Origin of the sequence: Micromonospora sp. NPDC049049 (assembly GCF_040649115.1) — a bacterium.
Classification (GTDB): Bacteria; Actinomycetota; Actinomycetes; order Mycobacteriales; family Micromonosporaceae; genus Micromonospora.
On the sequence record NZ_JBEZEX010000001.1, the window covers coordinates 107,449 to 130,804 of the forward strand.

The following is a 23,356-nucleotide window of genomic DNA, read 5'->3' on the forward strand; positions in this document are numbered from 1 at the left end:
CATGGTAGGTAAAGTCCTGTCGTCCGCGCAGCCTCCGATCCCAGTCGATATGGAGACCAGTCGATGACTACCGGGCTGGCACGCGTCACCATCAGCGCGCCGCAACGACGGGTGGACGTCGCCCTGCCGGAGCAGGTGCCCCTGGCTGAGCTGCTGCCCGACGTGCTCCGGCACGCCGGTGTCGGGCTCGCCGACGACGGCGAGCAGCACGGCGGTTGGGTCCTCCGCCGCACCGACGGGGCGCTGCTGGTGACCGCACAGGCGCTGCTGCCGCAGGGGGTCCGCGACGGTGAGGTGCTGCACCTCGTGCCGGCCCGCGCGCACTGGCCCGAGTTGGAGTACGACGACGTCATCGAGGCCATCGCCGACGGTGCTCGCCGCCGCGGCGGCGCCTGGTCGCCGACCGCCACCCGGGCAGCCGGTCTGGCGGGTGCCGCCGTACCGCTCGCGGTCGGACTGCTCGCGCTGCTCGCCGGCGGTCCGACGCACCGGGCCGGCTGGCTGGCGGCCGCCGCGGTGGCGCTGGTGCTCACCGTGGCCGGCACTGTGGCCTCCCGCGCCAACGGCGACGGCACCGCCGGGGCGACGCTCGGCGGCTACGCGCTGCCCTACGCGTTCACGGCCGGTGCCCTGGCCGTCGGCTCCGGTGATCCGGTCGGGCCGATCGGGCCGGCCCGCTGGGTGGGCGCTCCCGAACTGCTGGCCGGCTCGGTCGCGCTGCTGCTGGTGGCGTTGATCGGTCTCCTCGGAGTGGCCAGTCGGCTACGGGTCTTCGTGGCCGGCGTCACTGTCGGCCTGATCGGCGCGGGGGCCGCGCTCGGTGGGCTGCTGACGACCACTGCCGGTACGGCGGCGGTGCTGCTCAGCGCACTGGTCTTCGCCGTCGGCGTCATCCCGCTGCTGGCCATCCGGCTGGGCAAGCTGCCGCTGCCGCCGATCACCCTGCCGGCCGCCACCCCCGCCGAGGAGCCGGAGCGGGTCCGGGATCTGCCGGACCGGGGCCGGGTGCTCGCGGCGGTGATCCGCACCGAGGAGATGCTCACCGGGATGCTCATCGGCCACGCGCTGCTGGTGGTGGCCACAGCGGTCGTCCTCGTGGTCGCCGGTGGCACGGCGGGCCGGGTGCTGGTGGCGGTCACCTCGGCTGTGCTGCTGCTGCGGTCGCGGCTGTTCGTGGCGCTGCGACACCGGGTGCCGACGGTGCTCGCCGGGCTGGCCGGCTACGCGGCGCTGGGTGCCGTGCTGGTCGGTCGGGCCGACGAGACCGGGCGACTGGTGTTGGTTCTGGGCGGGGCGGCGCTGGCCCTGGTGGCGGTCGCCAGCGGCACCGGGTACGCCCGCCGGCCGGTCTCGCCGTACCTCGGGAGGGTCGCGGACCTCACCGACACGGCCCTGGTGGTCGCCGTGGTGCCGATCGCCTGCGCGGTGCTCGACCTGTACGACAGGGCCCGAGGGTTGCTCGGTTGAGCGACCCTCGGGCCCTGTGCGTCAGCGTTCGTCAGTGCATGGATTCGCCGCGCGCCTCGGCGTCGCGGGCCCGCTTGTAGGAGGCGTGGATCTCGGCCTCGGCCTCGGTACGGCCGACCCAGGTCGCGCCCTCCACCGACTTGCCGGGCTCCAGGTCCTTGTAAACCTCGAAGAAGTGCTGGATCTCCAGGCGGTCGAACTCGCCCAGGTGGTGGATGTCGCGCAGGTGCTCCTGGCGAGGGTCCTCGTAGGGCACGCAGAGGACCTTGTCGTCCCCGCCCTTCTCGTCGGTCATCCGGAACATGCCGATGGTGCGGCAGCGGATCAGGCAGCCCGGGAAGGTCGGCTCGGGGACCAGCACGAGGGCGTCCAGCGGGTCGCCGTCCTCACCCAGGGTGCCCTCGATGAACCCGTAGTCGGCCGGGTACTGGGTGGAGGTGAAGAGGGTGCGGTCCAACCGGATCCGGCCGGTCTTGTGGTCCACCTCGTACTTGTTCCGGTGACCTTTGGGGATCTCAACCGTCACGTCGAAATCCATCTGCACGCTCCCTCGTCTGCCCACGCTGGCTAACGGAACCACTGGCGGCCCTCCGGACAGGTGAATGCCCACCCGCCGACTCCGGCCGCCGCATAGTCTTCGGACCGAAGTAGTGTCACCCAAGCCGATTTTCGCTGGGGGAGGAGGGGGTCGTGGGGAGGGAAGATTCACACTACCGCCCGGATGGGGGCTCCGCGCACGGTACCGGACGATCCGGCTCCGGCAGTGCCAAGGGGCGGGTCCCGGTGCCGGAGGCGCACCTCCCACGGGCTCCCGAAGTAACGACCCCGGCACCGGAGACGGTGCCTGAGCGGCCCCCGCCGCTGCCCTGGAGCCCACCGGTGGGGCCGGCATCGCCCGCTCCGAACGCGGGTCGCTTCCCGGTAGCCGGCGGAGACCAACCGGTGAGCGGCCCGCCACGCGGCAGTGCCACGGTCCCGGTGAGCCCTGCGCCGGTCAGCCCGTCGTTCGGTCCCGGGCCGACCGCCCCCGACCCAGGTGAGGTCCCCCCGGTGGGGCCGCCGATCTCCGCGTTGCCGGCACCCGCCGACGCCGCGCCAGCGCCAGCGCCCGCACCCGCCGCGCCGCGCCGCCGGAGACGGCTGCCGGTGGTGCTGGCCGCCGTGCTCCTGCTGGTGCTCGCCAGCGTCGGAGTCGTGATCACCCGTCCCGGCCCGGTCGCCGGGTGGCTGGGCGACGATGCCGGGTCCGGGCCGAACGCGGTCGGCGTGACTCCGGAACCCGCCCCGTCGGACGTGCTGAGCGGCCCGGATTCGAACGCCCCGGTGCCCACCCCGGACGGGGTTCGGGCCGTGCTCGATCCACTGGTCGGCGTCGCCGCCCTGGGCGACCGGGTGAACGTCTCGGTCGCCGACGTGATCACCGGTCAGACGTTGTTCGCCAAGGGGGCGGACGACGGCACAGTGCCCGCCTCGGTGACGAAGCTGGCGACCGCGGTGACGGTGCTGGCGGCCCGGGGGCCCGGCTACCGGATTCCTACCCGTGCCGTGGCCGGCGCGAAGGCCGGCGAGGTGGTGATCATCGGGGGTGGTGACCCGACCCTCGCGATCAACAAGAAGGGTTACTACCCGGGCGCGGCCCGCCTCGACGATCTGGCCGCCCAGGTGCGTACCGCGCTCGGCGGCACGCCCCCGACCAGTGTCACGGTCGACGGTTCGGTCTACTCCGGCCCGGTCTACGGCCCCGGCTGGGACGACGACATCCCCACCGGCGGTTCGGGGGGTGCGGTGACCGCGCTGATGACCGACGGTGCGCGTACCGACCCGGGCGTCGAGCACGGGTCCGCCCCGCGGTTCGCCGAGCCGGACCTGGCCGCCGGCAGGGCGTTCGCCCGGTTGCTCGGGGTGCCGACCGACTCCGTGAAGCGGGGCGCGGCCCCGCCCCAGGCGGCGGCCGGTGCCAGCCCGGCACCGGGCACCGAACTGGGCGTGGTGCAGTCCCCGCCGCTGATCAGGCTGGTCGACGTCATGATCAGCGAGAGTGACAACCTGGTGGCCGAGGCTCTCGCCCGGCAGGTCGCGTTGGCCCGCGGTCAACCCGCCTCGTTCGACGGCGGCGCCGCCGCCATGGACGCCGAGGTGGCGGAGCTTGGCCTGCCCGCTGACGAGATCAGCGTCTCCGACGGCAGCGGCCTGTCCCGGCTCAACCGGATCAGCCCGTCGCTGCTGACCGATCTGATCCGCCTGGCCGCCAGTCCGGACCATCCGGAGCTGGCCGGCGTCTTCGGTGGTCTGCCGGTTGGCGGCTGGTCCGGGACCCTGAACGAGCGCTACCGCACCGCCGCCGGCACCGCTGCGGGCGCGGGCAGCGTCCGGGCCAAGACCGGCACCCTGACCGGCGTGCACTCCGTCGCGGGCCTGGTCACCACCGCCGACGGTCGGCTGTTGACCTTCGCGGTGCTCACCGACAAGGTGCCGGGGGACCGGGACACCGCCCAGCCGGCACTGGACCGGATCGCCGCCGCGTTGGCCGGTTGCGGCTGCGGCTGACCGTCGCCGGTTCGGGGGCGACGCGGTCGCCATCGGCGTCGATCGAGGGCGCGAGCCCGGGCCGGGGTGTCGCGGCGCGGGTACGGTGGGTTCATGGCGCAGTTCGTGGACTGGGATCTGGCCGCCGCCACCGCGGGGGCGTTGAGCAAGTCTGGCCCCCGCGTGTCGTACGCGGAAGCCACCGACGTGGTCGGCGACCTGCGTCGGCTGACCGACGAGGCGGCCGGGCACGTGGCCGACTACACGGGGTTGCGGGCGCAGGTGTCGCATCCGCCGGTCCGGGTGGTCGACCGCCGCGACTGGGCCGCGACCAACATCGCCGGTCTCCGCGAGGTGATCACACCGCTGGTGAGTCGGCTCTCCGGCGACAAGCAACCGGGCGCGTTGACCGAGGCGATCGGTTCCCGGCTCACCGGGGTACAGGCCGGGACGGTGCTGGCCTACCTCTCCGGCCGGGTGCTCGGCCAGTACGAGGTCTTCTCGGCCGACCCGGGCCAGCTGCTGCTGGTCGCGCCGAACATCGTCGAGGTGGAGCGCAAGCTCGGCGCCGACCCTCGGGACTTCCGGCTCTGGGTGTGTCTGCACGAGGTCACCCACCGCACCCAGTTCACGGCCGTGCCGTGGATGCGGGCCTATTTCCTCAGCGAGGTGCAGGCGTTCGTCGACGCCTCGTCCAGCGGAAGCGAGCACCTGGTCGAGCGGTTGCGGCGCGGGGTGGCCACGTTGTCCGACGCGGTCCGTAATCCGGAGAGCCGCACCAGCGTGCTGGACATCGTGCAGACCCCGGCGCAGCGGGCCGTACTGGACCGGCTCACCGCGTTGATGACCCTGCTGGAGGGGCACGCCGAGTTCGTGATGGACGGCGTCGGCCCGCAGGTGATCCCGAGCGTGGAGCGGATCCGGGCGTCGTTCAACCGACGCCGGGAGGCGGGCAACCCGCTGGAGAAGGCGATCCGCCGGCTGCTCGGCGTGGACGTCAAGATGCGCCAGTACGCCGAGGGGCGCAAGTTTGTGCACGGGGTGGTGGAACGCGTCGGCATGGACGGCTTCAACTCGATCTTCAACTCGCCGCTGACTCTGCCTCGGCTGTCGGAGTTGGGTGACCCGGACGCCTGGGTTGCCCGGGTGCACGGCCCGGCCGGCACCATCCCGGCCGCTGGCTGACCACCCGCCGGTGGCCGCGCTCGCTCCGCCGGTGGCCGCGATCCGGGTGGCGGTCCGCCGCGCACTGACGGGTCTGCCGTCCGGCGGGCCGGTGCTGGTCGCCTGCTCCGGTGGTGCCGACTCGCTCGCGCTCGCGGCGGCCACCGCCTTCGTGGCGCCACGGCTGGGCCGCGCCGCGGGGCTCGTCACCGTCGACCACGGCTTGCAGGACGGCTCCGCGGAGCGTGCCGAGGCGGTGGCCATCTGGGGGCGAGGGGTCGGGTTCGTGTCGACGACTGTGGCCCGGGTGGAGGTGGCCGGGCGTCCCGGCGGGCCGGAGGCGGCCGCCCGCGAGGCCCGCTACCAGGCGCTGACCGAGGCGGCCCGGCAACAGAACGCCGTCGCGGTGCTCACCGGGCACACCCGTGACGACCAGGCGGAGACGGTGCTCCTCGCGCTCGCCCGGGGCGCCGGCCCACGCGGGCTGGCCGGAATGCCCGCCCGCCGCGACCTGGGCGGGGTGCCACTGCTGCGTCCGCTGCTGGAGATCGGTCGGGACCAGACCCGCGCCGCCTGCGCCGTCCTCGGGCTGAGCCCGTGGCAGGACCCGCACAACAGCGACCCGTCGTACGCCCGGTCGAGGGTGCGGGGCGACCTGCTGCCGGCGCTGGTGCGGGCGCTCGGGCCAGGTGTGGTGGACAACCTGGCGCGTACCGCCCGGCTGGTGGCCGCCGACAACGCCGCGCTCGACGAGTTGGCGGGGACGGCTCTGGCGGCGGCCCGGTGCCCCGACGGAGGGCTGTCCGTACCGGCGCTGCTCGGCCTGGTTCCCGCCGTACGCGGCCGGGTGCTGCACTCCTGGGCCCGCGAGTTGGGCGCGCTGCCCGGCGCCCTGTCGCAGCGGCACGTGGCCGCTCTGGACGCCCTGGTGACCGATTGGCACGGTCAGGGCCCGACCGACCTGCCCGGCGGTGTACGGGTGGTCCGCCGCGACGGCCGGCTGGCATCGGTGCGCCCCGCCTGACCTGACCGGCCGGTCTCAGCCGCTGTGTGCCCGGTCCCGGAAGGTGGTCCGGTAACTGTGTGGGGTGGCACCGACCCGGCGACTGAAGTGGTGGCGCAACGCGGCCGCGTCGCCGAAGCCGGACTGGTCGGCGACCGCCTCCACGCTCAACGGGGTCTCCTCCAGCAGCCGCCGGGCGAGCAGCACGCGCTGGTTGGTGAGCCAGTCGTGCGGGGTGGTGCCGGTCTCGGCGCGGAACCGGCGGGCGAACGTGCGGGGTGCCATGCCGGCGCGGGCGGCCAACTCCTCCACTGTGATCGTCCGGTCCAGGTGGCCCATCAGCCACTCCAGCACCGGTTCGAGGGTGGGTGCTTCGGGCGCCTTCGGGATGGGCGCCTCGACGTACTGGGACTGGCCGCCGTCGCGGTGCGGCGGGACCACCATCCGCCGGGCCAGCCGGGTCGCGGTGGCCGAGCCGTGCTCCTGGCGGATCAGGTGCAGGCAGGCGTCGATTCCGGCCGCCGTGCCTGCGCTGGTGAGCAACCGACCGTCCTGGACGTAGAGCGAGTTGCACCGCACCCGGGCGCGCGGGTGCCGGCGTTGCAGCTCGTCGACGTACCCCCAGTGGGTGGTGCACTCGCGGTCGTCGAGCAGCCCGGCCTCGCCGAGCAGGAAGGCTCCGGAGCAGACGCTGAACAGGTGCGCTCCGCGGGCATCGGCCCGGCGGAGCGCGTCGAGCACCGGGCCGGGGACCGTGGTGCCCTGGCTGTGCGCGGGGATGGCCACCAGGTCGGCCTCATCGACCGGGCCGAGGTCGGCGTGTGGGGTGAGGTGGAAGCCGGACGAGGTACGCACGGCAGCGCCGTCCGGGCTGCACACCTGGAAGCGGTAGGCGGGGAAACCGTCGGCTGTCCGGTCGGTGCCGAACACCTCGGCGAGCACGCCGAGCTCGAAGGGAGCGACCTGGTCGAGGGCGAGGACGGCAACGGACCGCAGCATGTGACGAGGGTAACCCGACAGGTGGCAGTAAATCGATGACCACTGGCATTCCTGCCACTGTCCGATCGCTTCGCGAGGTCGCAGACTTGTCTCAGTCCGGTGCGCACCGGCGGCGAAACCGACAGCAATCATGCGAAAGCGAGCGCCGCCATGGAGTTCCTGTTCATCCTCCTGTTCCTCGTCCTCCTCGCCACCGCCTCGGCGGCCGGCCTCACCGTCGACAGCCACGATTCGGCCGACTGGAAGCCGAGCGACGATGGCCGCCGCTGGCGGTCACGCACCAACTGATGTGATTAGCGTTGTTTGCGCAGAAAATCCTCGGCGGGACCGCGCCAAAAGGTGCGGCCCCGCCGACGGAGGCCATCCGACGTACGGCAGGCTAGGAGTCATGGCTGACGGCTCCTGGTACGACGCCGACATCGACCACGTGATCATCTCCGAGGCGCAGATCCGCGAGAAGACGGCGGAGCTGGCCAAGCAGGTCTCCGCCGACTACTCCCACGTGGGCGACGGGCTGCTGCTGGTGTGCGTACTCAAGGGCGCGGTGATGTTCATGGCGGACTTCGCCCGGGCGCTGGGCCGCAACGGCCCGCCGGCGGAGCTCGACTTCATGGCCATCTCGTCCTACGGCCAGGGCACCACCTCCTCCGGGGTGGTCCGCATCCTCAAGGATCTGGACCGGGACATCGCCGGTCGGCACGTGATCGTCGTCGAGGACATCGTCGACTCCGGGCTCACGCTCTCCTGGCTGCTGCGCTACCTCGAGTCGCGCTCGGCGGCGAGTGTCGAGGTGGTCGCCCTGTTCCGCAAGCCGGACGCGGTGAAGGTGCCGGTACCGGTGAAGTACGTCGGCTTCGACATCCCCACCGAGTTCGTGGTCGGGTACGGCCTCGACTTCGCTGAGCGCTACCGGGAGCTGCCGTACGTCGGGGTGCTCAAGCCCGAGGTCTACGCCCGCTCCTGACGTCGGGCCGACCCGTCGCGACGGCCCGCGGGTCGACATGAGCCCGACTTGTATCGGCATCCATCAAGCCGACGTTCAGCGCGCTCTCAGCTGATGCGGTTACCGTGTAGCACGGTGGCCCGGAGGTTCCTCCGCGCTCGACCCACTCGATCGCGTGACCGGGCGCTCGGGTGGCCGAGCCGGACTCCCCGCCACGCCGGCTTGATGGTGCACGACTGCGGGGCTCGCAAGCTCACGCCTCGCGTACACGGTGTACCGTCGAATGACCGCGGCGCGGTAGTTTTCGCGCCTCGGGGTCGAGTCGGCCCGCACGGCGGCTCCGGCCGCCGCTCAATGCGGCGACACCATCAGACGGTCAGGACGTCGATCAGGAGGATGCGGGCGCCCCGGCGCTCGACAACAGTATGGAACGTACGCGTTTCTTCCGCCGACCGGTGGTCTGGATCATCCTGGTCATCCTCGGCGCCGTTGTGCTCAGTCAGCTGTTCACCAGTGGTCCCAGCTACCACCGCGTGGACACTTCCGTTGCGCTCGATCAACTGCACACCGCCAAGATCAACAAGGTGGTCTTCCAGGACAAGGAGCAGACGCTCCAGCTGGACCTGGCCCAGAAGACCAAGTTCGGCAAGACCGAGACCAACAAGATCGAGGCCCAGTTCCCGTACCAGGCTGGCGACCAGGTCTGGAACGAGGTGCTGGACGCCAAGGCGAACAACCGGGTCACCGGCCCGGCCGACGCCAAGGTCTCCTCGGACAGCATCTGGGTGAGCCTGCTGGTCAACCTGCTGCCGATCGCGCTGCTCGTGCTTCTGCTGCTGTTCTTCATGTCGCAGATGCAAGGTGGCGGCTCCCGGGTGCTCAACTTCGGCAAGTCCAAGGCCAAGATGATCACCAAGGACACTCCGAAGACGACCTTCGCGGACGTCGCGGGTTCCGAGGAGGCCGTCGAAGAGCTGTACGAGATCAAGGACTTCCTGCAGAACCCGGCCAAGTACCAGGCCTTGGGCGCCAAGATCCCGAAGGGCGTGCTGCTGTTCGGCCCGCCCGGCACCGGCAAGACGCTGCTGGCCCGCGCGGTCGCCGGCGAGGCCGGGGTGCCCTTCTACTCCATCTCCGGCTCCGACTTCGTGGAGATGTTCGTCGGCGTCGGCGCCAGCCGGGTCCGTGACCTCTTCGAGCAGGCCAAGACGAACGCCCCGGCGATCGTCTTCGTCGACGAGATCGACGCCGTCGGCCGGCACCGTGGTGCCGGCATGGGCGGCGGCCACGACGAGCGGGAGCAGACGCTCAACCAGCTGCTCGTCGAGATGGACGGCTTCGACACCAAGGGTGGCGTCATCCTGATCGCGGCCACCAACCGGCCGGACATCCTCGACCCGGCGCTGCTGCGCCCGGGCCGGTTCGACCGGCAGATCCCGGTGGACGCCCCCGACATGGAGGGCCGCAAGGCCATCCTGCGGGTGCACGCCAAGGGCAAGCCGTTCACGCCCGACGTCGACCTCGACGCGGTGGCCCGTCGCACGCCGGGCTTCAGCGGCGCCGACCTGGCCAACGTGATCAACGAGTCGGCCCTGCTCACCGCCCGCAAGGAGCAGCGCGCCATCTCCAACGACTCGCTCGAAGAGTCGATCGACCGGGTGGTCGCCGGTCCGCAGCGGCGGACCCGGGTGATGAGCGACAACGAAAAGAAGATCACCGCGTACCACGAGGGTGGCCACGCGTTGGTCGCCTGGGCGCTGCCGCACGCCGCGCCGGTGCACAAGGTGACGATCCTGTCCCGTGGCCGCTCGCTGGGCCACACCCTGGTGCTCCCCACCGAAGACAAGTACACGCAGACCCGCGCCGAAATGATCGACACCCTGGCGTACGCGCTGGGCGGTCGCGCTGCCGAGGAACTGGTCTTCCACGAGCCGACCACCGGTGCCGGCAACGACATCGAGAAGGCCACCCAACTGGCCCGCGCGATGATCACCCAGTACGGCATGAGCTCCAAGCTCGGCGCGATCAAGTACGGCACCAGCGGGGACGAGCCGTTCCTCGGCCGCAACATGGGCCACGAGCGGGACTACTCGGACTCGGTGGCCGCCGAGATCGACGGCGAGATGCGGGCACTGGTCGAGCTGGCGCACGACGAGGCCTGGGAGATCCTGGTGGAATACCGGGACGTCCTGGACAACATCGTGCTCGAGCTGATGGAGAAGGAAACTCTCTCCACGGCCGACATGGCGCGGATCTGCTCCCGGGTGGTCAAGCGCCCGCCGCTGGCGCCGTACAACGGCTTCGGCAAGCGTCAGCCCTCCACCGAGCCGCCCGTGCTCACCCCTGCGGAGAAGGACAAGCTCAAGGCACAGGCCCAGGCCGACGGCGCGCAGGCGTCGGTTGGGGGCGTGGTGCCGTCCAACAACTCGGACGGCACGCACTGAGCAACGACCCGACGGCCAGCTCCCCACACCGGGAGCTGGCCGTCTCCGCGACCGAACCCGACGGCGACGACGAGCTGGACTACGTGGCCGCCCGGCTGATCAGCGGCAAACTGACCGGCCGGCCCGTCGAGGACGCTGTCGACCTCGGCCGGATCGAGAAAGCCGTCCGCGAGATCCTGATCGCCGTCGGCGAGGACCCGGACCGCGACGGACTCCAGCAGACCCCGGCCCGGGTCGCCCGTGCGTACGCCGAACTCTTCGCCGGCCTGCGGGTCGACCCGGCCCAGGTCCTCAGCACCACCTTCGAGGCCAACCACGAAGAGCTGGTCATCGTCCGGGACATCGACGTGATGAGCCTCTGTGAGCACCACCTGCTGCCCTTCCGGGGCAGCGCGCACATCGGCTACATCCCGGGCCCCGACGGGCGGATCACCGGCCTGTCCAAGTTGGCCCGACTCGTCGAGGTCTTCGCCCGTCGTCCGCAGGTGCAGGAACGGCTCACCTCACAGGTCGCCGACCTGCTGATGAGCAAACTCGCGCCCCGCGGCGTCGTCGTCGTGCTCGAATGCGAACACATGTGCATGGCGATGCGCGGCATTCAGAAGTCCGGTGCCAAGACCATCACGTCGGCCGTACGCGGCATCCTGCAGTCGGACTCCAAGTCGCGGGCCGAGGCGATGGCGCTGATCATCCCCCGCTGAGATCCCGTCGCACCACGGCCGGCCGCCACCCCAACCGGGACGGCCGGCCGTCGCGTTTCCGCACCAGCCCGGGCGGGTCCCGCCTGTCAGCCAGCGAGCAGGGCCAGCAGCAGGCCGGCCGTGGCCAGCACCGCCGGCACCAGGCACACCAACGCGCCGAAACGCACCGTACGGTCCAGCCGCTCGGTGGGGCTGACCCGAAACAACCTGCCAATGCCGATCCAACCGGCGACGAACGCGACCGCCGGCATCGGCAGCCCGCAGATCAACGCCGCCACGGTGGCCGGTCCCACCCCCGTCGCCGCCAGAACCACGACCTGGATCAGCGGCACCAACAGCGCGAACGGCCCGTACACCAGGAGGTTGCGCGCCCTCGCGGGCCAGGACCCCGGCCGGAACCCGCGGCGCGCGGCCAGCGCCCCGTCCGCCGCCTCGGCCCAGCCACGCGCGGTCCGCAGCGCCGCCAACACGGCCGCCGGACCGCCCGCCATCGACCGGGCCGCCTCGGTCAGCTCCGGCGGTGACGGCACCAGGGAGATCGCCGGTACGCCCAACTCGCGCAACCGTTCCTGCTGACTCGCCAGCCCGGTACGGAGCACCGTCAACTCCTCCCGGGCGGCCTCCGTCGACCGGGCCTGCTCACCGGCGGCGGCAGCCGCACCCCGGCGTACCCCGTCCAGCTGGCGGGCGGCCGCAAGATACTCCGTCCAGGCATTGCTGGGCTCGACCGCCCGCGGCGTGGCGTCCCCGGTCGCCGCAGCTGCCCGCTGCCGCCCCGGCCCGGTCACCGCCGCGATCGAATCCACCTCGACACCCTCCACGTGCGCCACCCGATCAGCCGGCCGCGTCGGCGAACGGCACCAGGACCGTGCCCCGCTCGTCCGGACCGTCCCAGAGCACCGCCCGGTCGGGGCGCACCTGCCACTCGACCGGCCGACCGAAGACCGCCGTGAGCTGCGCGACCGGCACGTCCAGCACGGCCACCGCCGCCAGCTTGTCGACCTCACCCGCCGGCTCGAACAACGCGGCGAACGGCGGCACCGCACGCCACCAGCCCAGCAGATGCCGCCCGGCCGGCGGCCCGTCCCGCAGAAGCGACCGCAGCCGGTCCAGCGGCAGCTCCCGGGGACCCGGCCGGTCCAGCCCGAAGACCACCAGATACGTCGGCAGGTCGTGGGCCGCGTCCGCGAGCAGCGTCGGCAGATCCACCAACTCGGCCGAATGCCGGGCCGCCAGATCGGCCGTCAACGCCTCCGCCAGGACCCGGGCCCCGGGATCCGGTGCCGCCACCAGGAAGCGGGCACTGCCCGGCGAGTGGTGAGCCGACGTGCTCCGCGCCGCCGTCGCCAACAGCCCGCCCGCCGCGGTGCCCGACCCCAACACCGCGAGGTTGCGCCCCGCCGCCGGCCCCAACGGCACGGCGACCGTCGAGCGGGCCACGTCCACCGCCCGGCCCAACAGGGCGGCCGGCCCGTGAGCCTGTCCCGCCAGGGCCGCCCGGTGGCGCGGATCATTGCCCAGCAGGGGGCGGGCGTAACCCGCGAAGACCACCGGCGGCACCGACCCCGCCGGACGGGCCTCCCACAACTCGTGCCGCAGCTTCTCCACGACCTCCGGATGATCCTGCGGGTCCGGGTGACGGATCAACCGCTCGTGACCCCGGATCGCGCCCCGCGGGCCGCCGAGCCCGCCGGCCGTGTTCACCACCGCGCTGCCCACCGGCAGACCGGCCGCCGAGTCGTTTGTCGGCTCCAACACCGGACTGCCACCCGGCAGCGCCACCCGCACCGGGAACTGCCCGAGCACCGAATCCCGATGACCAGTTTCCGCGCGCGCACTCAGCCCCAACTCGCCAGCACCCGCCAGGACCAGATGCACGCCGTACGCCCGACCCGCCCGGGCCAGCCCGTCCAACTGGGCGGCCACCTCGGCGGCCAGCCGGTCCCGCTCGGCGAAGAGCAGCGGCACATTGTCCACCACACAGACGATCCGGGGCAGCGACTGGTGCTGACGCAGCTCCGCGAAGCGTTGCCCCCCGGCCCGAGCGCCCGCCTCCGTGCGGCGCTGGACCTCGGCCGTCAACTCGTCCAGCAGATCCCGGACGTACTCCCGGTCGGCGGCCATCGCCGCCGCGCGCACCTGCGGAACCCACGACCGGTCCCGCTCGGTCTGCAGGAACTCCACGAAGGACTCGCCGTCGCCGAGATCCGCCAGGTAGAACGCCACGTCGTCCGGGCCGTACCGGGCGGCCAGGCCGAGCAACGCGGTGGTCAGGAAAGCCGCCCGGCCCGCCGCTGACCGGCCGCTCACCAGCCAGTGCGGGGTCAACTCGGTGAAGCCCAACGGCACCGACCGGCCCCCGGCATCGCCGACGGTCGTGGTCAGCCTGTCGGCCGAGTCCGATTCCCACAGTCGCTCACCCGTCGGCGGCAGCAGAGCACCCAACGCCAACCGGGAACCCGCCTCCACCTGCTCGGCGAGCCGCCGACAAACCGCGTCGACCAGCTCGGCCGGCGGGTCCGACTCGACGAAGACCGGCGAGTTCAAACCGCCCGGCGGATCAGCGCCCGGCCCGGCGAACGACGCCCCCGGCGGATCGCCGAGCAGCGCGTACGCATTACGCAACGCCAGCGCAGTGGTGCGCGGCAGCGGTGCCCGGGCCGAGTACGGGCCGGCGGGCGGCCAACCCGCCACCACCAGGTGCAGCCCAGCGGCCGGCCCCTGCTCGGCCAACGTCTCGATGCGCGCCAGATCGGTCGGGCCTGTCGACTCCGGAAGCGCGGCCACCACCAGCAACAGCGTCCGATCGTGGCGGCGTCGCCCACTCGCCCCCGGCGTCACCCACTGCTCCGCCTCGGTCAGCACCGCGCGCAGACCCACCACGTCCACCGCCGGTGGCGGTAACAGGCCAGCATCAGCGAGTGCCCCGAACGGCGTCAGCGCAGCCCCGGTGGCATCCACAGCGCGAACCAGCAGGGCACCCGCCGGGGCCGCACCCAACAACCGCAGAAGTACGGCCCGGAGCAACCCCGCAACCCGCGGCTCCCGTGCGTCAGCGTCCACGCTGAGGTGACCGGTGCCGACAAGTGGCACCAACGCGGGGAAGCGAGCGTCGTCCAACGGCGCCGCCGTACCGACCCGAACGAACGGCGGCGGACCATCACCGGCCGGCGAGTCCTCGGTGAGTGAGTCCTGTGCAGCGCCCGACCAGCCCGGCGCCAGCAGAGCCGCAGCCGTCCGCAACCGCTCGGCCACCTCGTACTGGCGGCGCTGATCGGCAGGAGCCGGCCGCGTCTCGTCCAGGATCCCGGCAGCCGCAGTCGCGACGGCCGACGCCCGACGGTGCAGGGCTGCGGCGCGGTTCGTGCGAGCCTTCGGACCGGCCACCGCGTCCACCCCCTCTACCCGAGGTTGGCAACCCCTCCCCGAGCAGAGACGGTATCCCAGCCGACGGTCCTCCTCCGGGAGGTGCCTCGGCGCTGCGCCGGTGTTGTCGTGGATCTCACCGGTGGGGAGGGGTCCGTCACGATCCGCTGGATCTGAGGCATTGGCTCCGGAGCGTCCAGCCGATAACTTCAAGAGGTGGAATCAGTGCAGCCCCCCGCCGGTTCCCAGGTCTCCCGCGTACCGGCCCAGCGGACACCGTCCGAGCAGCTGCCGCCCGCCCCGGCAACGCCGGCACCGCAGCCGCCACGCCGCCGAACGCGGACGGTGCTCACCGTCGTCGCTGGCGTGCTCGCCCTGCTCTGCCTCGGAGGCATCGCCACCGCCGTGGTCTGGTACAACCGCGCCTCGACACCCGACCGCAGCACCCCGGACGTGGTCGTAGCAAATTACATTCAGTCTTTTCTTGCCGACCGTAATGACGCGAGAGCCAGCGAATTCGTCTGTCAAAGCGATCTCGATCTCGATGCTCTACGGCTTCTTCGAGACGATCTTGTAGGTCGTGAAGTCCGCTACAGCGCAAAGATCTCCACGAGTTGGGAGGGTTTCGCTGTTCAAGAGCAGGGCGATTCGGCCAATGTCGAAGTTGACCTCATCCTTTCAGCCTTCGTGGACGGGATATCGCAAAGTGATCGTCAGCGTTGGCGGTTTGAGACACGGCACGAAGACGGCTGGCGGGTATGTAAGGCCGAACGATCCTGAGCAGACTTATTCAATCCACAAGAGATGAACCGGGACCTCCAGCGTGGTGGGTGACTGGCCTCGCCAGGCCCAGCGGTACCACTCCACCTCGGGTGTGACTCGCACGCAGATGTCCCCTTCGGCGCCCGAGTAGGTCTCGGTGACCGCTCGAAGGTCACGGTGCTCCATGCCGCCCTCGACGTGCACCACCCGCCGACCGGTGACCGCGTCCGCTTCGAAGACCGGTGTGGGGGTCCGGTGTGCCGGGCCGTCCAGCGAGACCAGCCGGATGCCCGTGTCCCGGGCGTCGTCCACTGCCGGACGGCTGCCGACCGTCTCCACCCAGACCCGCTCCACCGGCACCAACGGCGCGAACACCTCGACCTGGTCGGCTTCGGCCCGGTACCACTCGTGCTCGGGGATCACGGGAACGTAGGTCCGGGCGCTCTGCACGACCCGGTCGTCAGCGCGCAGGTCTCCGCGCCAACCCATCCCGGGCAGCCCGACCAGCACCCGTTGGCCGCGTAGCTCGACCCGCTCAGTCGCGGGGACGATGGTCAGCGGTCTCGGTGGCTGCGGTGCCCAGTCCGGCTGGTCGGCGAAGGGGTCAGGCAACGGTCCGGTCATGCAGGTGCTGGCCTCACTCAGCGGCGCGCAGCGGGGCACCCCGCTCGCGCATGAACGGGACCGGATTCACCGCGCCAGAAGCGTTACGGTCGTTGCGCAGGTGCACCTCGAAGTGCAGGTGCGGGCCGGAGGAGTTGCCACTGCTGCCGACCTTGCCGATCACCTGACCGGCCGTCACGATCTGGTCCTTCTTGACGAAGGGCCGAACCACCATGTGGCAGTACCGGGTGATGTAGCCGCCCGCGTGCAGCAGGTCGACGAACCAGCCGCAGCCCCCCTTGCCGGGAAATCCGTCCACGTTGCAGTCTTCTCGGCCGCGGTCGTCCTCGTCGCAGGTGGAGACCAGCACCCGACCAGTCGCTGCGGCGCGGATCTCGGTGCCCTTGGCCGCGCCGATGTCGACTCCGTTGTGGCGGGGTCGGCTGGCGGTGCGGAAACCGGAGCCGACTCCGCCGGGGATCGGCGCGGTCCAGCCGGAGGCGGCGATCTGACCGCGTTCGGCGGCGTTGCACACCGCCTTGCCGTTGATCTCGACGGTGCGGGCCGCCCCGCCGGCCAGTGCGTCCACGATCCGGCTGGCTACCTCTTCGTGCTTGGCGTACGCGTCCGGGTAAGCGCTGACCTGGACCCGCTGCGCGACCACGGTCAGCGGTCGTTGTTGCCAGCTCCCCACCTTGACGAGCTTCTCGTAGAACTTGCGCGCCGCGTAGGCGGGGTTCAACCGCTCGGCGACACTGCCCCACCCCGGCCGCTGCTGGAACAGGCCCAGCGAGTCGTGGTCCGCGCCAACGCCCTCGTGTGGCAGGGCCAGGGATTCGGGTACGCCGCTGTTGGCGAGGTTACGCAGGGCGGACTCCTGCATCGCGGTGGCGAGGGCGACCACCCAGCCTCGCGAGGGCACGCCCATGTCCTGGCCGACCTTGATGATGATCGCGGCATTGCGGACCTGTGTGTCGCCGTACTGGGCGAATCGCGGCAGCTTGCCCGCGATGTTCACCGCTCGGACCGGCCCGCACTCCATGCCTGCCATGGTGTCGCCGTTCTCGGCGTCGTCGCCTCCGAGCCCGGTGAGGAAGAACGCCGCGGTGCCGCCGGTGCAGCAGAGCAGAAGCAGCATCCCGGTGAGCACCGCGGCGACCACACCGAGCCGGAGGGGGCCGCGGCGGGTCTTGGCATTACCAACGTCGCTCATGGCCGCTCCCAGTCCAGAACGTCGACCAGCCAACCATCATCGGAGGTGACCAGCTCCAACCGGAGCCCGCCGGCATCAAGGGGTAGCAGCAACTCGACGAACGTCTCGGTCCGCTCTCGCATGGTTGGAGGACCGGTGACCTTCTCGGCCGGCACGCTCTCGGGCTCGGCGCCGGTCAACTTCTCCCTCAGCGCCGGCGTGGAAAGTGGCCGCAGACCAGCCTGCCACTCTTCGGTGGTCATCCCGGGACTGCCCAGCCATGCCTTGGCGAAGCGGTCGGCGGTCTGTTCGGGCGTGCGGGCGCCGGGCGACGTCACGGGTCGCGGCGGAGCCGCGCTGTCGAGCAGGCCGTCGTCGCCGGCCGTCGGGTCCACCGTGATGATCGGCCCATCCGGACGGCTGCTCAACCCATCGGTTGAAGCACCCGCGCTGGAGATCAGCCTGGCCGCCCCGAGTACACCGACGACCACCACCCCGATCACGAGCGCAACGCCCAGCCGGGACCGCAGCGCCCGGGTGAAGAGGAATTCCAGCGCCCGTCGCATCGCCGTCACCTCGCCTCTGAGCGCACCCGAGGTCCGGTGCGATCCGGTGCACGCTCGGTGGAGCCTGGGCGGTAGACCACGAACGACGGGTTCTCAGCCGGAACATCCGGCTCGGTCCAGGTCGCCGGCTGTCGGCGTCGGGGCTGCGGGGCGGTTGGGCGGCTCCGACCTCTGCCCTCCTCCGCCGGCGCCTCGTCGGGCCGCTCTCGGCCATCGGGGCGCGCCGTGTCGGCGCGCCGGCCCTCGGCCGCGGCTGTCGGCACCGGAGCCGGGTCCTCCCGCCGCGCCTCCGGGCGTAGTCGGGTCTGTTCCGCGTTGGGTGACCGTCGACGTCCGCCCACCGGCTCGGCGGTGCCGCCCGGCTCGGCTACGTCAAGCCGAGCGGCGGTCCGCATGTCGCGGAAGAACCGGCGGTGCCAGGACCCGGCCGAACTGACCGCTTCGCTGCTGTCCTTGCCGCCGAGTTGCGTGATCCGCCGGTACGGCCGCAGCAGCAGCCACCCGACCACCCCGCAGAGCCAGACCAGCACCACCTGGAGCCAACCCGGCAAGGTGGGCGTGCTCATGATCAAATCGACCGCGAAAAGGTAGATCGCGGCGCCAGTGCCGAAAATGGCGATGTTGAACACTGCGGCAACGACGGCATTGGCCAGTCGGCGTAGCCCAGCGCTCGCGGGTCGCAGGAGACCAATCGTGCCAAGAATCGGGGCAGCGATCACCGCCCAGCGGAAGATCAGAAAGCCAAGTAGCACAAGCACCGACGCGGTGAGGTCGAACATTGCGAAGAGCACGGCCGCGAGTACCGCGATGAACCCGGAGCCAATCCGGTCCATGTCGCGGGTTCCCGTTAGGAACTCGTACGCCTCCGGGTCTTCAGCCTTGATCTGCTCGGCAACTGTCATCCACTGTTGCTGCTTCGCCCCGATCACTACATCTCGAGTGGTGGGGTTGGAGCGGATTGATTCTGCCTCACCCCAGCTAAGTGATTTGGCGTCGTAGAGTGCCCGACCGTACTTCTTAGCGGTCTCGCTGTCGGCCGAGCCAAGCACACCACGTAGCCAGTTGCGGTAGAGCATAGACTCAGTAGCGGTGTCACTGGCACGGACGGCAGGTGGCCGCTTGTCAATGCAGGCGTCCGGATTGGGAAGCACGCACTTGTCGGCTGGGATGTCTTTTGATGCCGGACCTAGAGCGTCGTGTACGACGCCGAGTGAGGTGATCAGGGTGCCGTCGGCGATGTTCGCCGACTTGACCGGCCAGGCCGCCAGCGCGGTGACCGCCACCATCACCAGTAGCGCCCACCCTGCCGTCGTCATCGCATTGCTCATGTCCGACTGGCGGGAGCGCCAGAGCAGGTAGAGGCCCACCACGCAGAGAGTGATGATCCCGAAGACGCTGAACACTTTCTCGTAGACGCCTTTGGTGGCTTTCTCCACCAGTGGGTCGGCCCAGTTCCACATCGAGCGGGGATCCCAGGCCCGTTCACGCAGGGCGTTCGAGGCACCCACGACGGCCGTGGCGATCATGAGCTCGCCGTTGGCGACCGTGGTGGTGAACTTGTAGTCCGGGTGCAAGACGGTGGAGGCGCACCCGCCCTCCACGTTATAGGTGTTGTAGCTGTAACCGCCGTAGCCGTAGTCGCTGTAGATGCCCTTCGGCCCGGGCAGCTTGGACGAATCCGGGCGGGAGGCGAACCAACCAGCCAGGCCCGAATCCGGAGCGGAAGGCACAGGTGGCTTGAGGCAATCGATTTCGGCCTTGCTGACCTGCTTCAGCTTCCCTACACAGGTGCGGAAGTCGGCTTGCCATTCGGCGGTCGTGCAGAGGTCGGCGCGGGCCTGGGCGGTGGGCGGTGCGGCGGCTGCGGCCTCCGCGCCGATCAGCGGCCAGGTGAGGGTAGCCCCGGCCAGTACGCCAAGGGCGAGCAGGAACGACGCGATCCTTGCCCAGGCCCTAGGGCGTGTGTCAAAGCCCCTGGCCGGCCTGCGGCGGGCCCAGACGACGACCGGCCGCGTTGGGAAATGACCCGGATACAACACCGGTATCCGGGTCATTTCCCGCCTTGCCGGACCGCCGCCTGGACTCCGCCTCGGCTCGACCGAGGCTTTGACACACGCCCTAGCCATGTCACGCCTCCAGATCCGGCAGGGGGATGCTCGGCAGGACTCCGGCCGCCGCGGCGATCGCGGCTGGCGTCGTGTCGAGGTGGTCCAGCAGCCCTTCGACGTACGAGACGTCGACTCGGACCTTCTGCACTCGTCCGTCTACGTCGCGCATAACGAACTCGCGGAAGCCGAGCCGGGTGGACGAGCTGGCGTCGGCGGCGGAGAGCGAGGCGAGGGTGGCCTCGTACCCGTCGTTGACCGGCACCCGCAGCAGTCGTAGCGCTTCGGAGGCGATCTCGGCGTCCTCGGCGATGCGGCCGACGAAGACGGTGGAGACGAGGTTCTGCACGTCGAGGCCGAGGATGTCGCGGGGGTTCTGGGAGGCGACCAGTGCGGCCAGGTTCCACTTGCGGGAGTCGCGGGCGAGTCGGACCAGGAAGGAGCGCCCGGACCGCCAGCCTTCCATGAAGTGCGCCTCGTCGAGGCCGACGAGTTTGCGGGATGACATCGAGCCGCCGTAGCAGCGCCGGACGGCGAGCCGGTGCGCGGTGTGCAGCATCGGCAGGGCCAGTGCTTCCTCGGCTGACCAGTACTCGCGTTCGATCTTGAGGTCGGGCAACCGTAGCCCGGCCATGGTGATCACGGTGAGTGCCGCGTCGGCACCGAGCAGCCCTTCCGGCGGTCGGCCGAAGAAGAGCATGGCCAGTGGCATCTCGGCGGTGTCCAGCAGGAGGTTGGCCAGTTCCTTGCCGGCGTCGTCGTCGAGCCGTCCGAGGCAGCTCACCACGTCGTCCAGGGTGGAGGTCTCCTCGGCGGGGACCTGGCGGACCGCGTGCCGGAAGAGGGTGGCGGTCGACGCCTCCCTGGCCACCTGCGGTGGAACGAGCATCATGCAGATGTCCTGCACCAGCATCCGCCGCTCGGCCCGGGCGTTGGAGACGGCGATCTCGAACTCGCGGTCGCCGGCGGCCCCGCTGCCGAACTCGGAGCGCAGCGGCGTCGGGATCAGCGAGTAGGGCGCCAGGGTGCCGTGTTCCGAACCGGTCAGGTTCAACACCCGGGAGTACGGCCGCAGCTCGGGCATCGCGCAGAGGCGGGCCAGCGGGCCGGACGGGTCGAGCAGGGTCACCTGGACACCTCGGCGGGCGGCCAGGTAGCCCAGGGCGCCGAGCAGTGTGGACTTGCCACCGCCCGGTTCGGCGACGAAGACCGCGAGCCCGGAGCGTTCCCGGACCTCCATGGGGAAGTGCAGGTCGAGGAAGACCGGGCGGCGGCAGGTGCCGGCGGTACGGCCGATCAGGTCGCCCCTCCGGTCGCCCACGTTGGACGCGGCCTGGGGGAGCGCGGCGGCGAGCAACGGCACCGGCATGCGACGCACGTAGCCGGTGTTGGCGATCGGCTCGCCGGGGATGAACTCGCGGGCCAGCCAGTCCTGGTTTTTCGGGTGCTGGAGAGAGATGCGCAGCTCCCGGGAGTAGAGCTGGATGAGCCGGCGCGCCCGCTCCAGGCATTCCTCCCTGGTCCGGCCGCCGACCGCGATCCGGTGCCAGCCGTGCGCACGGGCCGAGTCGACCGGGAGACCGGTGGTCATCTCGTCGCCGATCACCAGGGCGCGCTTGGCCAGTCGTTCCAGCTCCGGGGGCGCGTCGATGCCGTGTTCGGCGTAGTCGAGCTGTTGCGAGCGGATCATCCGCAACCGGTGTTCCAGGTTACGGAAGGAGTCGCCGGAGCCGAGGATGTCGACGCGGGTAGAGATCTCCATCGGCCAGGGCAGCCGCTCGTGGAAGTGCAGCCAGGGCTCGTGTCGTTCGGGGATCTCCAGCGGCTCCATCCGGCCGACGGCGAGTACGGCCACGTGCCGCTCCTCGCCGGTCATCCGGTTGACCAGCTTGACCGTCGAGCCGTACGGGGTGCGGTAGCGCTCGACCTGCTCGGTCATGGCGAGCAGGTCGCCGCGCTCCCAGCGCCCGTCGGTCACGGGGGAGAGGGTGCTCGGCGGTGACATGCACAGCGCCACCGAGCGGTAGAGCAGCCATTCCAGCTCCTGGGCGGTGACCCGTCGGCCGCGCATGCCGAATGCCCCGAGCACTTCGTCGAACTGTTCGACGGTGCGGCCGAGCTTGCGGCGCTCGCCATCGGCGGTGCCTCGCCCGAAGGTGCGCAGCAGCCGCTCGGTGAGCGAGTCGCCGAGGGAACGCCGGGCGAAGGTGACACCGAGGTAGGTCTGGCCCTCGGCGTGGTTGACCGCCATCAGGTGGCGTTGGGCGGCGACCAGGTGGTCGGCCCAGCCGGTGGTGCCGGGAACGTCGGGCAGCGGCGCCGCCGTGTGCGTGTCGATGGTGCGAGCCCACTCGTCGGCGGGGAACGGCCGGGTGGTGCGGCGCAGGTGCAGTCGGAAGCCGGCCAGGCCGGCGTACTGCTCGGAGATCGCCGACAGCAGCGCCTCGCGTTCGGCGTCCGGCCGGAACGCCCAGCGGACCTCGGGCAGCCAGTACCAGGCGGTGACGGTGTTCGGTGTGAAGGTGAGGTGGCCGGCGATCTCGGTGATGGCCAGTTCGACCGACGGATCCCGATCCCCGAATTTGATCTTCGGAGCGCGAACCCGGGTCGGCTTGATCGGTCGGTCCGGCCGGCTCGCCGTGCGCTGTCGGGGTGCGGCGACCTCCTTACCGGGGGCCGCGGTGCCGGTGCTCCTGGGTCGGTCCGGGTCGGTGGCCCGACGCGCGGCGCGCTCCAGAGCTGGCCGATTCGCAGATGTGATCATCGCCGGCTGCTCCGGCGGAGCCGTGGACCGGCTGGCGGCCGTCGGCTGGGGCTGCGCCTGAGCCGCCGGTCGGGCCGCCGGCGTCGCTGGGGGGCGGCCACTCGGCGCGGTGCTGGCAGGTCGGCGGTCGGGGCCGGCGGTCGCGGACGGACCGCCGGCGGACGGACCGGGCTCATCGGACGGACGCCCCATCGGCCGTCGATCCCCTGCCTGATGCGGCACCCGGGACTCACTGGCCGGGTGGCCGCCCGCGTGTCGTGGGTCGACGGGTAGGCCGCCGTTGTCGGCGGGGGTCCACGGTGGCTCGAGCTCGGGAACCGCGGGAGCGGGTGCCGGGCCGGCGGTTGGTGGCGGCTGATGCGGGATCGCCGGCTGCTCGCGGGTGCTCGGGCCGGCCGTGACGGCTCGCGCCGCGCCGGGTCGCCCTCCGCCGCCGAAGAGGTCCAGGAAGGGGGAGTCGATGTCGGCGTTCTCGCCGGCCGACACGGCGGTGGGCTCGGCCGGTGGCGTCCGGCGGGGAACCGGGCGGGGTGCCTGGAACACGCCGACGGCACCGTGGCCGGGCGACGTCACCAGCGCGGGGTCGAGGGCAACCTCGTCCTCGTCCTCGAGGTAGTCGAACGAGTGCGCACGGTGACCGACCGGTGCGCCAGGGCGGCCGGCCGGGGAGCCCGGCGTGGAGGAGCGGCTCATGCGATCGCCTCGGCGGCTGTCGGCAGACCCATGTCCGCGTCCTGCGACGGGCCGTTCG

At 71.5% G+C, this 23,356-nt stretch carries 18 protein-coding genes; 9 read left to right on the plus strand and 9 right to left on the minus strand.

What is annotated here, in order from left to right; translation table 11 throughout:
- Positions 1 to 63 precede the first annotated feature (63 nt).
- A complete protein-coding gene (gene eccD, locus AB0B68_RS00485) occupies positions 64 to 1,467 on the plus strand; it encodes a type VII secretion integral membrane protein EccD (RefSeq protein WP_357257125.1) in 1,404 nt (467 codons plus the stop codon).
- Between the two features lie 31 nt (positions 1,468 to 1,498).
- Here eccD and AB0B68_RS00490 read toward each other — a convergent pair whose 3' ends face one another.
- Complete coding sequence (locus AB0B68_RS00490) at positions 1,499 to 2,005, minus strand: inorganic diphosphatase (RefSeq protein WP_099849144.1); 507 nt, start codon at positions 2,003 to 2,005, stop codon at positions 1,499 to 1,501.
- A gap of 533 nt (positions 2,006 to 2,538) precedes the next feature.
- Here AB0B68_RS00490 and dacB point away from each other — a divergent pair.
- The 3 genes from dacB to tilS all read left to right on the plus strand — a co-directional run bounded on the left by dacB (position 2,539) and on the right by tilS (position 6,181).
- A complete protein-coding gene (dacB, locus tag AB0B68_RS00495) occupies positions 2,539 to 4,014 on the plus strand; it encodes a D-alanyl-D-alanine carboxypeptidase/D-alanyl-D-alanine-endopeptidase (protein WP_357257506.1) in 1,476 nt (491 codons plus the stop codon).
- A 93-nt stretch (positions 4,015 to 4,107) separates the two neighbouring features.
- Complete coding sequence (locus AB0B68_RS00500) at positions 4,108 to 5,178, plus strand: zinc-dependent metalloprotease (protein ID WP_357257128.1); 1,071 nt, start codon at positions 4,108 to 4,110, stop codon at positions 5,176 to 5,178.
- Positions 5,179 to 5,188: 10 nt separating this feature from the next.
- A complete protein-coding gene (gene tilS, locus AB0B68_RS00505) occupies positions 5,189 to 6,181 on the plus strand; it encodes a tRNA lysidine(34) synthetase TilS (RefSeq protein WP_357257131.1) in 993 nt (330 codons plus the stop codon).
- Positions 6,182 to 6,196: 15 nt separating this feature from the next.
- Here the strand turns inward: tilS and AB0B68_RS00510 are convergent, their stop codons facing one another.
- Positions 6,197 to 7,159 carry a helix-turn-helix domain-containing protein gene (locus AB0B68_RS00510; protein ID WP_357257134.1) on the minus strand — a complete coding sequence of 321 codons (963 nt, stop codon included), beginning with the start codon at positions 7,157 to 7,159 and terminating at the stop codon, positions 6,197 to 6,199.
- A 99-nt stretch (positions 7,160 to 7,258) separates the two neighbouring features.
- Here AB0B68_RS00510 and AB0B68_RS00515 point away from each other — a divergent pair, with 99 nt between their 5' ends.
- The 4 genes from AB0B68_RS00515 to folE all read left to right on the plus strand — a co-directional run bounded on the left by AB0B68_RS00515 (position 7,259) and on the right by folE (position 11,247).
- Positions 7,259 to 7,447, plus strand: coding sequence for a hypothetical protein (locus AB0B68_RS00515; RefSeq protein WP_355006099.1), 189 nt, complete (start codon positions 7,259 to 7,261; stop codon positions 7,445 to 7,447).
- Between the two features lie 100 nt (positions 7,448 to 7,547).
- Positions 7,548 to 8,123 (plus strand): hypoxanthine phosphoribosyltransferase, encoded by a 576-nt coding sequence (hpt, locus tag AB0B68_RS00520; RefSeq protein ID WP_091403272.1) that lies wholly within the window; start codon positions 7,548 to 7,550, stop codon positions 8,121 to 8,123.
- 404 nt (positions 8,124 to 8,527) lie between these two features.
- Positions 8,528 to 10,546 carry an ATP-dependent zinc metalloprotease FtsH gene (gene ftsH / locus AB0B68_RS00525; RefSeq protein ID WP_357257137.1) on the plus strand — a complete coding sequence of 673 codons (2,019 nt, stop codon included), beginning with the start codon at positions 8,528 to 8,530 and terminating at the stop codon, positions 10,544 to 10,546.
- Between the two features lie 35 nt (positions 10,547 to 10,581).
- Positions 10,582 to 11,247 (plus strand): GTP cyclohydrolase I FolE, encoded by a 666-nt coding sequence (gene folE / locus AB0B68_RS00530; protein ID WP_091403265.1) that lies wholly within the window; start codon positions 10,582 to 10,584, stop codon positions 11,245 to 11,247.
- A gap of 86 nt (positions 11,248 to 11,333) precedes the next feature.
- Here the strand turns inward: folE and AB0B68_RS00535 are convergent, their stop codons facing one another.
- Both AB0B68_RS00535 and AB0B68_RS00540 read right to left on the minus strand, forming a co-directional pair.
- Positions 11,334 to 12,044 carry a hypothetical protein gene (locus tag AB0B68_RS00535; protein ID WP_357257508.1) on the minus strand — a complete coding sequence of 237 codons (711 nt, stop codon included), beginning with the start codon at positions 12,042 to 12,044 and terminating at the stop codon, positions 11,334 to 11,336.
- A gap of 37 nt (positions 12,045 to 12,081) precedes the next feature.
- Entirely contained in the window at positions 12,082 to 14,643 is a 2,562-nt protein-coding gene (locus AB0B68_RS00540; protein ID WP_357257140.1) for an FtsK/SpoIIIE domain-containing protein, read from the minus strand.
- A gap of 195 nt (positions 14,644 to 14,838) precedes the next feature.
- Here AB0B68_RS00540 and AB0B68_RS00545 point away from each other — a divergent pair, with 195 nt between their 5' ends.
- Positions 14,839 to 15,393: a hypothetical protein gene (locus tag AB0B68_RS00545; RefSeq protein ID WP_357257510.1), complete on the plus strand. Its 555-nt coding sequence runs from the start codon at positions 14,839 to 14,841 to the stop codon at positions 15,391 to 15,393.
- Positions 15,394 to 15,399: 6 nt separating this feature from the next.
- On the opposite strand, the gene AB0B68_RS00550 is transcribed toward AB0B68_RS00545, so the two are convergent.
- From AB0B68_RS00550 to AB0B68_RS00570, 5 genes are all read right to left on the minus strand, one after another.
- Positions 15,400 to 15,999, minus strand: a complete 600-nt coding sequence (locus AB0B68_RS00550) for a hypothetical protein (RefSeq protein WP_357257143.1) — start codon at positions 15,997 to 15,999, stop codon at positions 15,400 to 15,402.
- Positions 16,000 to 16,012: 13 nt separating this feature from the next.
- Complete coding sequence (locus AB0B68_RS00555; protein ID WP_357257146.1) at positions 16,013 to 17,191, minus strand: M23 family metallopeptidase; 1,179 nt, start codon at positions 17,189 to 17,191, stop codon at positions 16,013 to 16,015.
- Positions 17,188 to 17,745, minus strand: a complete 558-nt coding sequence (locus AB0B68_RS00560) for a hypothetical protein (RefSeq protein WP_357257149.1) — start codon at positions 17,743 to 17,745, stop codon at positions 17,188 to 17,190. The genes AB0B68_RS00555 and AB0B68_RS00560 overlap by 4 nt, the downstream gene beginning before the upstream one ends.
- Complete coding sequence (locus AB0B68_RS00565) at positions 17,742 to 19,790, minus strand: MFS transporter (protein WP_357257152.1); 2,049 nt, start codon at positions 19,788 to 19,790, stop codon at positions 17,742 to 17,744. The genes AB0B68_RS00560 and AB0B68_RS00565 overlap by 4 nt, the downstream gene beginning before the upstream one ends.
- A gap of 73 nt (positions 19,791 to 19,863) precedes the next feature.
- A complete protein-coding gene (locus tag AB0B68_RS00570) occupies positions 19,864 to 23,298 on the minus strand; it encodes an ATP-binding protein (RefSeq protein ID WP_357257155.1) in 3,435 nt (1,144 codons plus the stop codon).
- Positions 23,299 to 23,356 lie beyond the last annotated feature (58 nt).

Bases quoted from the DNA above. Each gene is read 5' to 3' on its own strand.
- AB0B68_RS00550 (WP_357257143.1), bottom strand. From the start codon at position 15,999: ATGACCGGACCGTTGCCTGACCCCTTCGCCGACCAGCCGGACTGGGCA.
- AB0B68_RS00565 (WP_357257152.1), bottom strand. From the start codon at position 19,790: ATGACCCGGATACCGGTGTTGTATCCGGGTCATTTCCCAACGCGGCCG.
- AB0B68_RS00490 (WP_099849144.1), bottom strand. From the start codon at position 2,005: ATGGATTTCGACGTGACGGTTGAGATCCCCAAAGGTCACCGGAACAAG.
- hpt (WP_091403272.1), top strand. From the start codon at position 7,548: ATGGCTGACGGCTCCTGGTACGACGCCGACATCGACCACGTGATCATC.
- AB0B68_RS00500 (WP_357257128.1), top strand. From the start codon at position 4,108: ATGGCGCAGTTCGTGGACTGGGATCTGGCCGCCGCCACCGCGGGGGCG.
- AB0B68_RS00555 (WP_357257146.1), bottom strand. From the start codon at position 17,191: ATGAGCGACGTTGGTAATGCCAAGACCCGCCGCGGCCCCCTCCGGCTC.
- eccD (WP_357257125.1), top strand. From the start codon at position 64: ATGACTACCGGGCTGGCACGCGTCACCATCAGCGCGCCGCAACGACGG.
- AB0B68_RS00510 (WP_357257134.1), bottom strand. From the start codon at position 7,159: ATGCTGCGGTCCGTTGCCGTCCTCGCCCTCGACCAGGTCGCTCCCTTC.
- ftsH (WP_357257137.1), top strand. From the start codon at position 8,528: ATGGAACGTACGCGTTTCTTCCGCCGACCGGTGGTCTGGATCATCCTG.
- AB0B68_RS00570 (WP_357257155.1), bottom strand. From the start codon at position 23,298: ATGAGCCGCTCCTCCACGCCGGGCTCCCCGGCCGGCCGCCCTGGCGCA.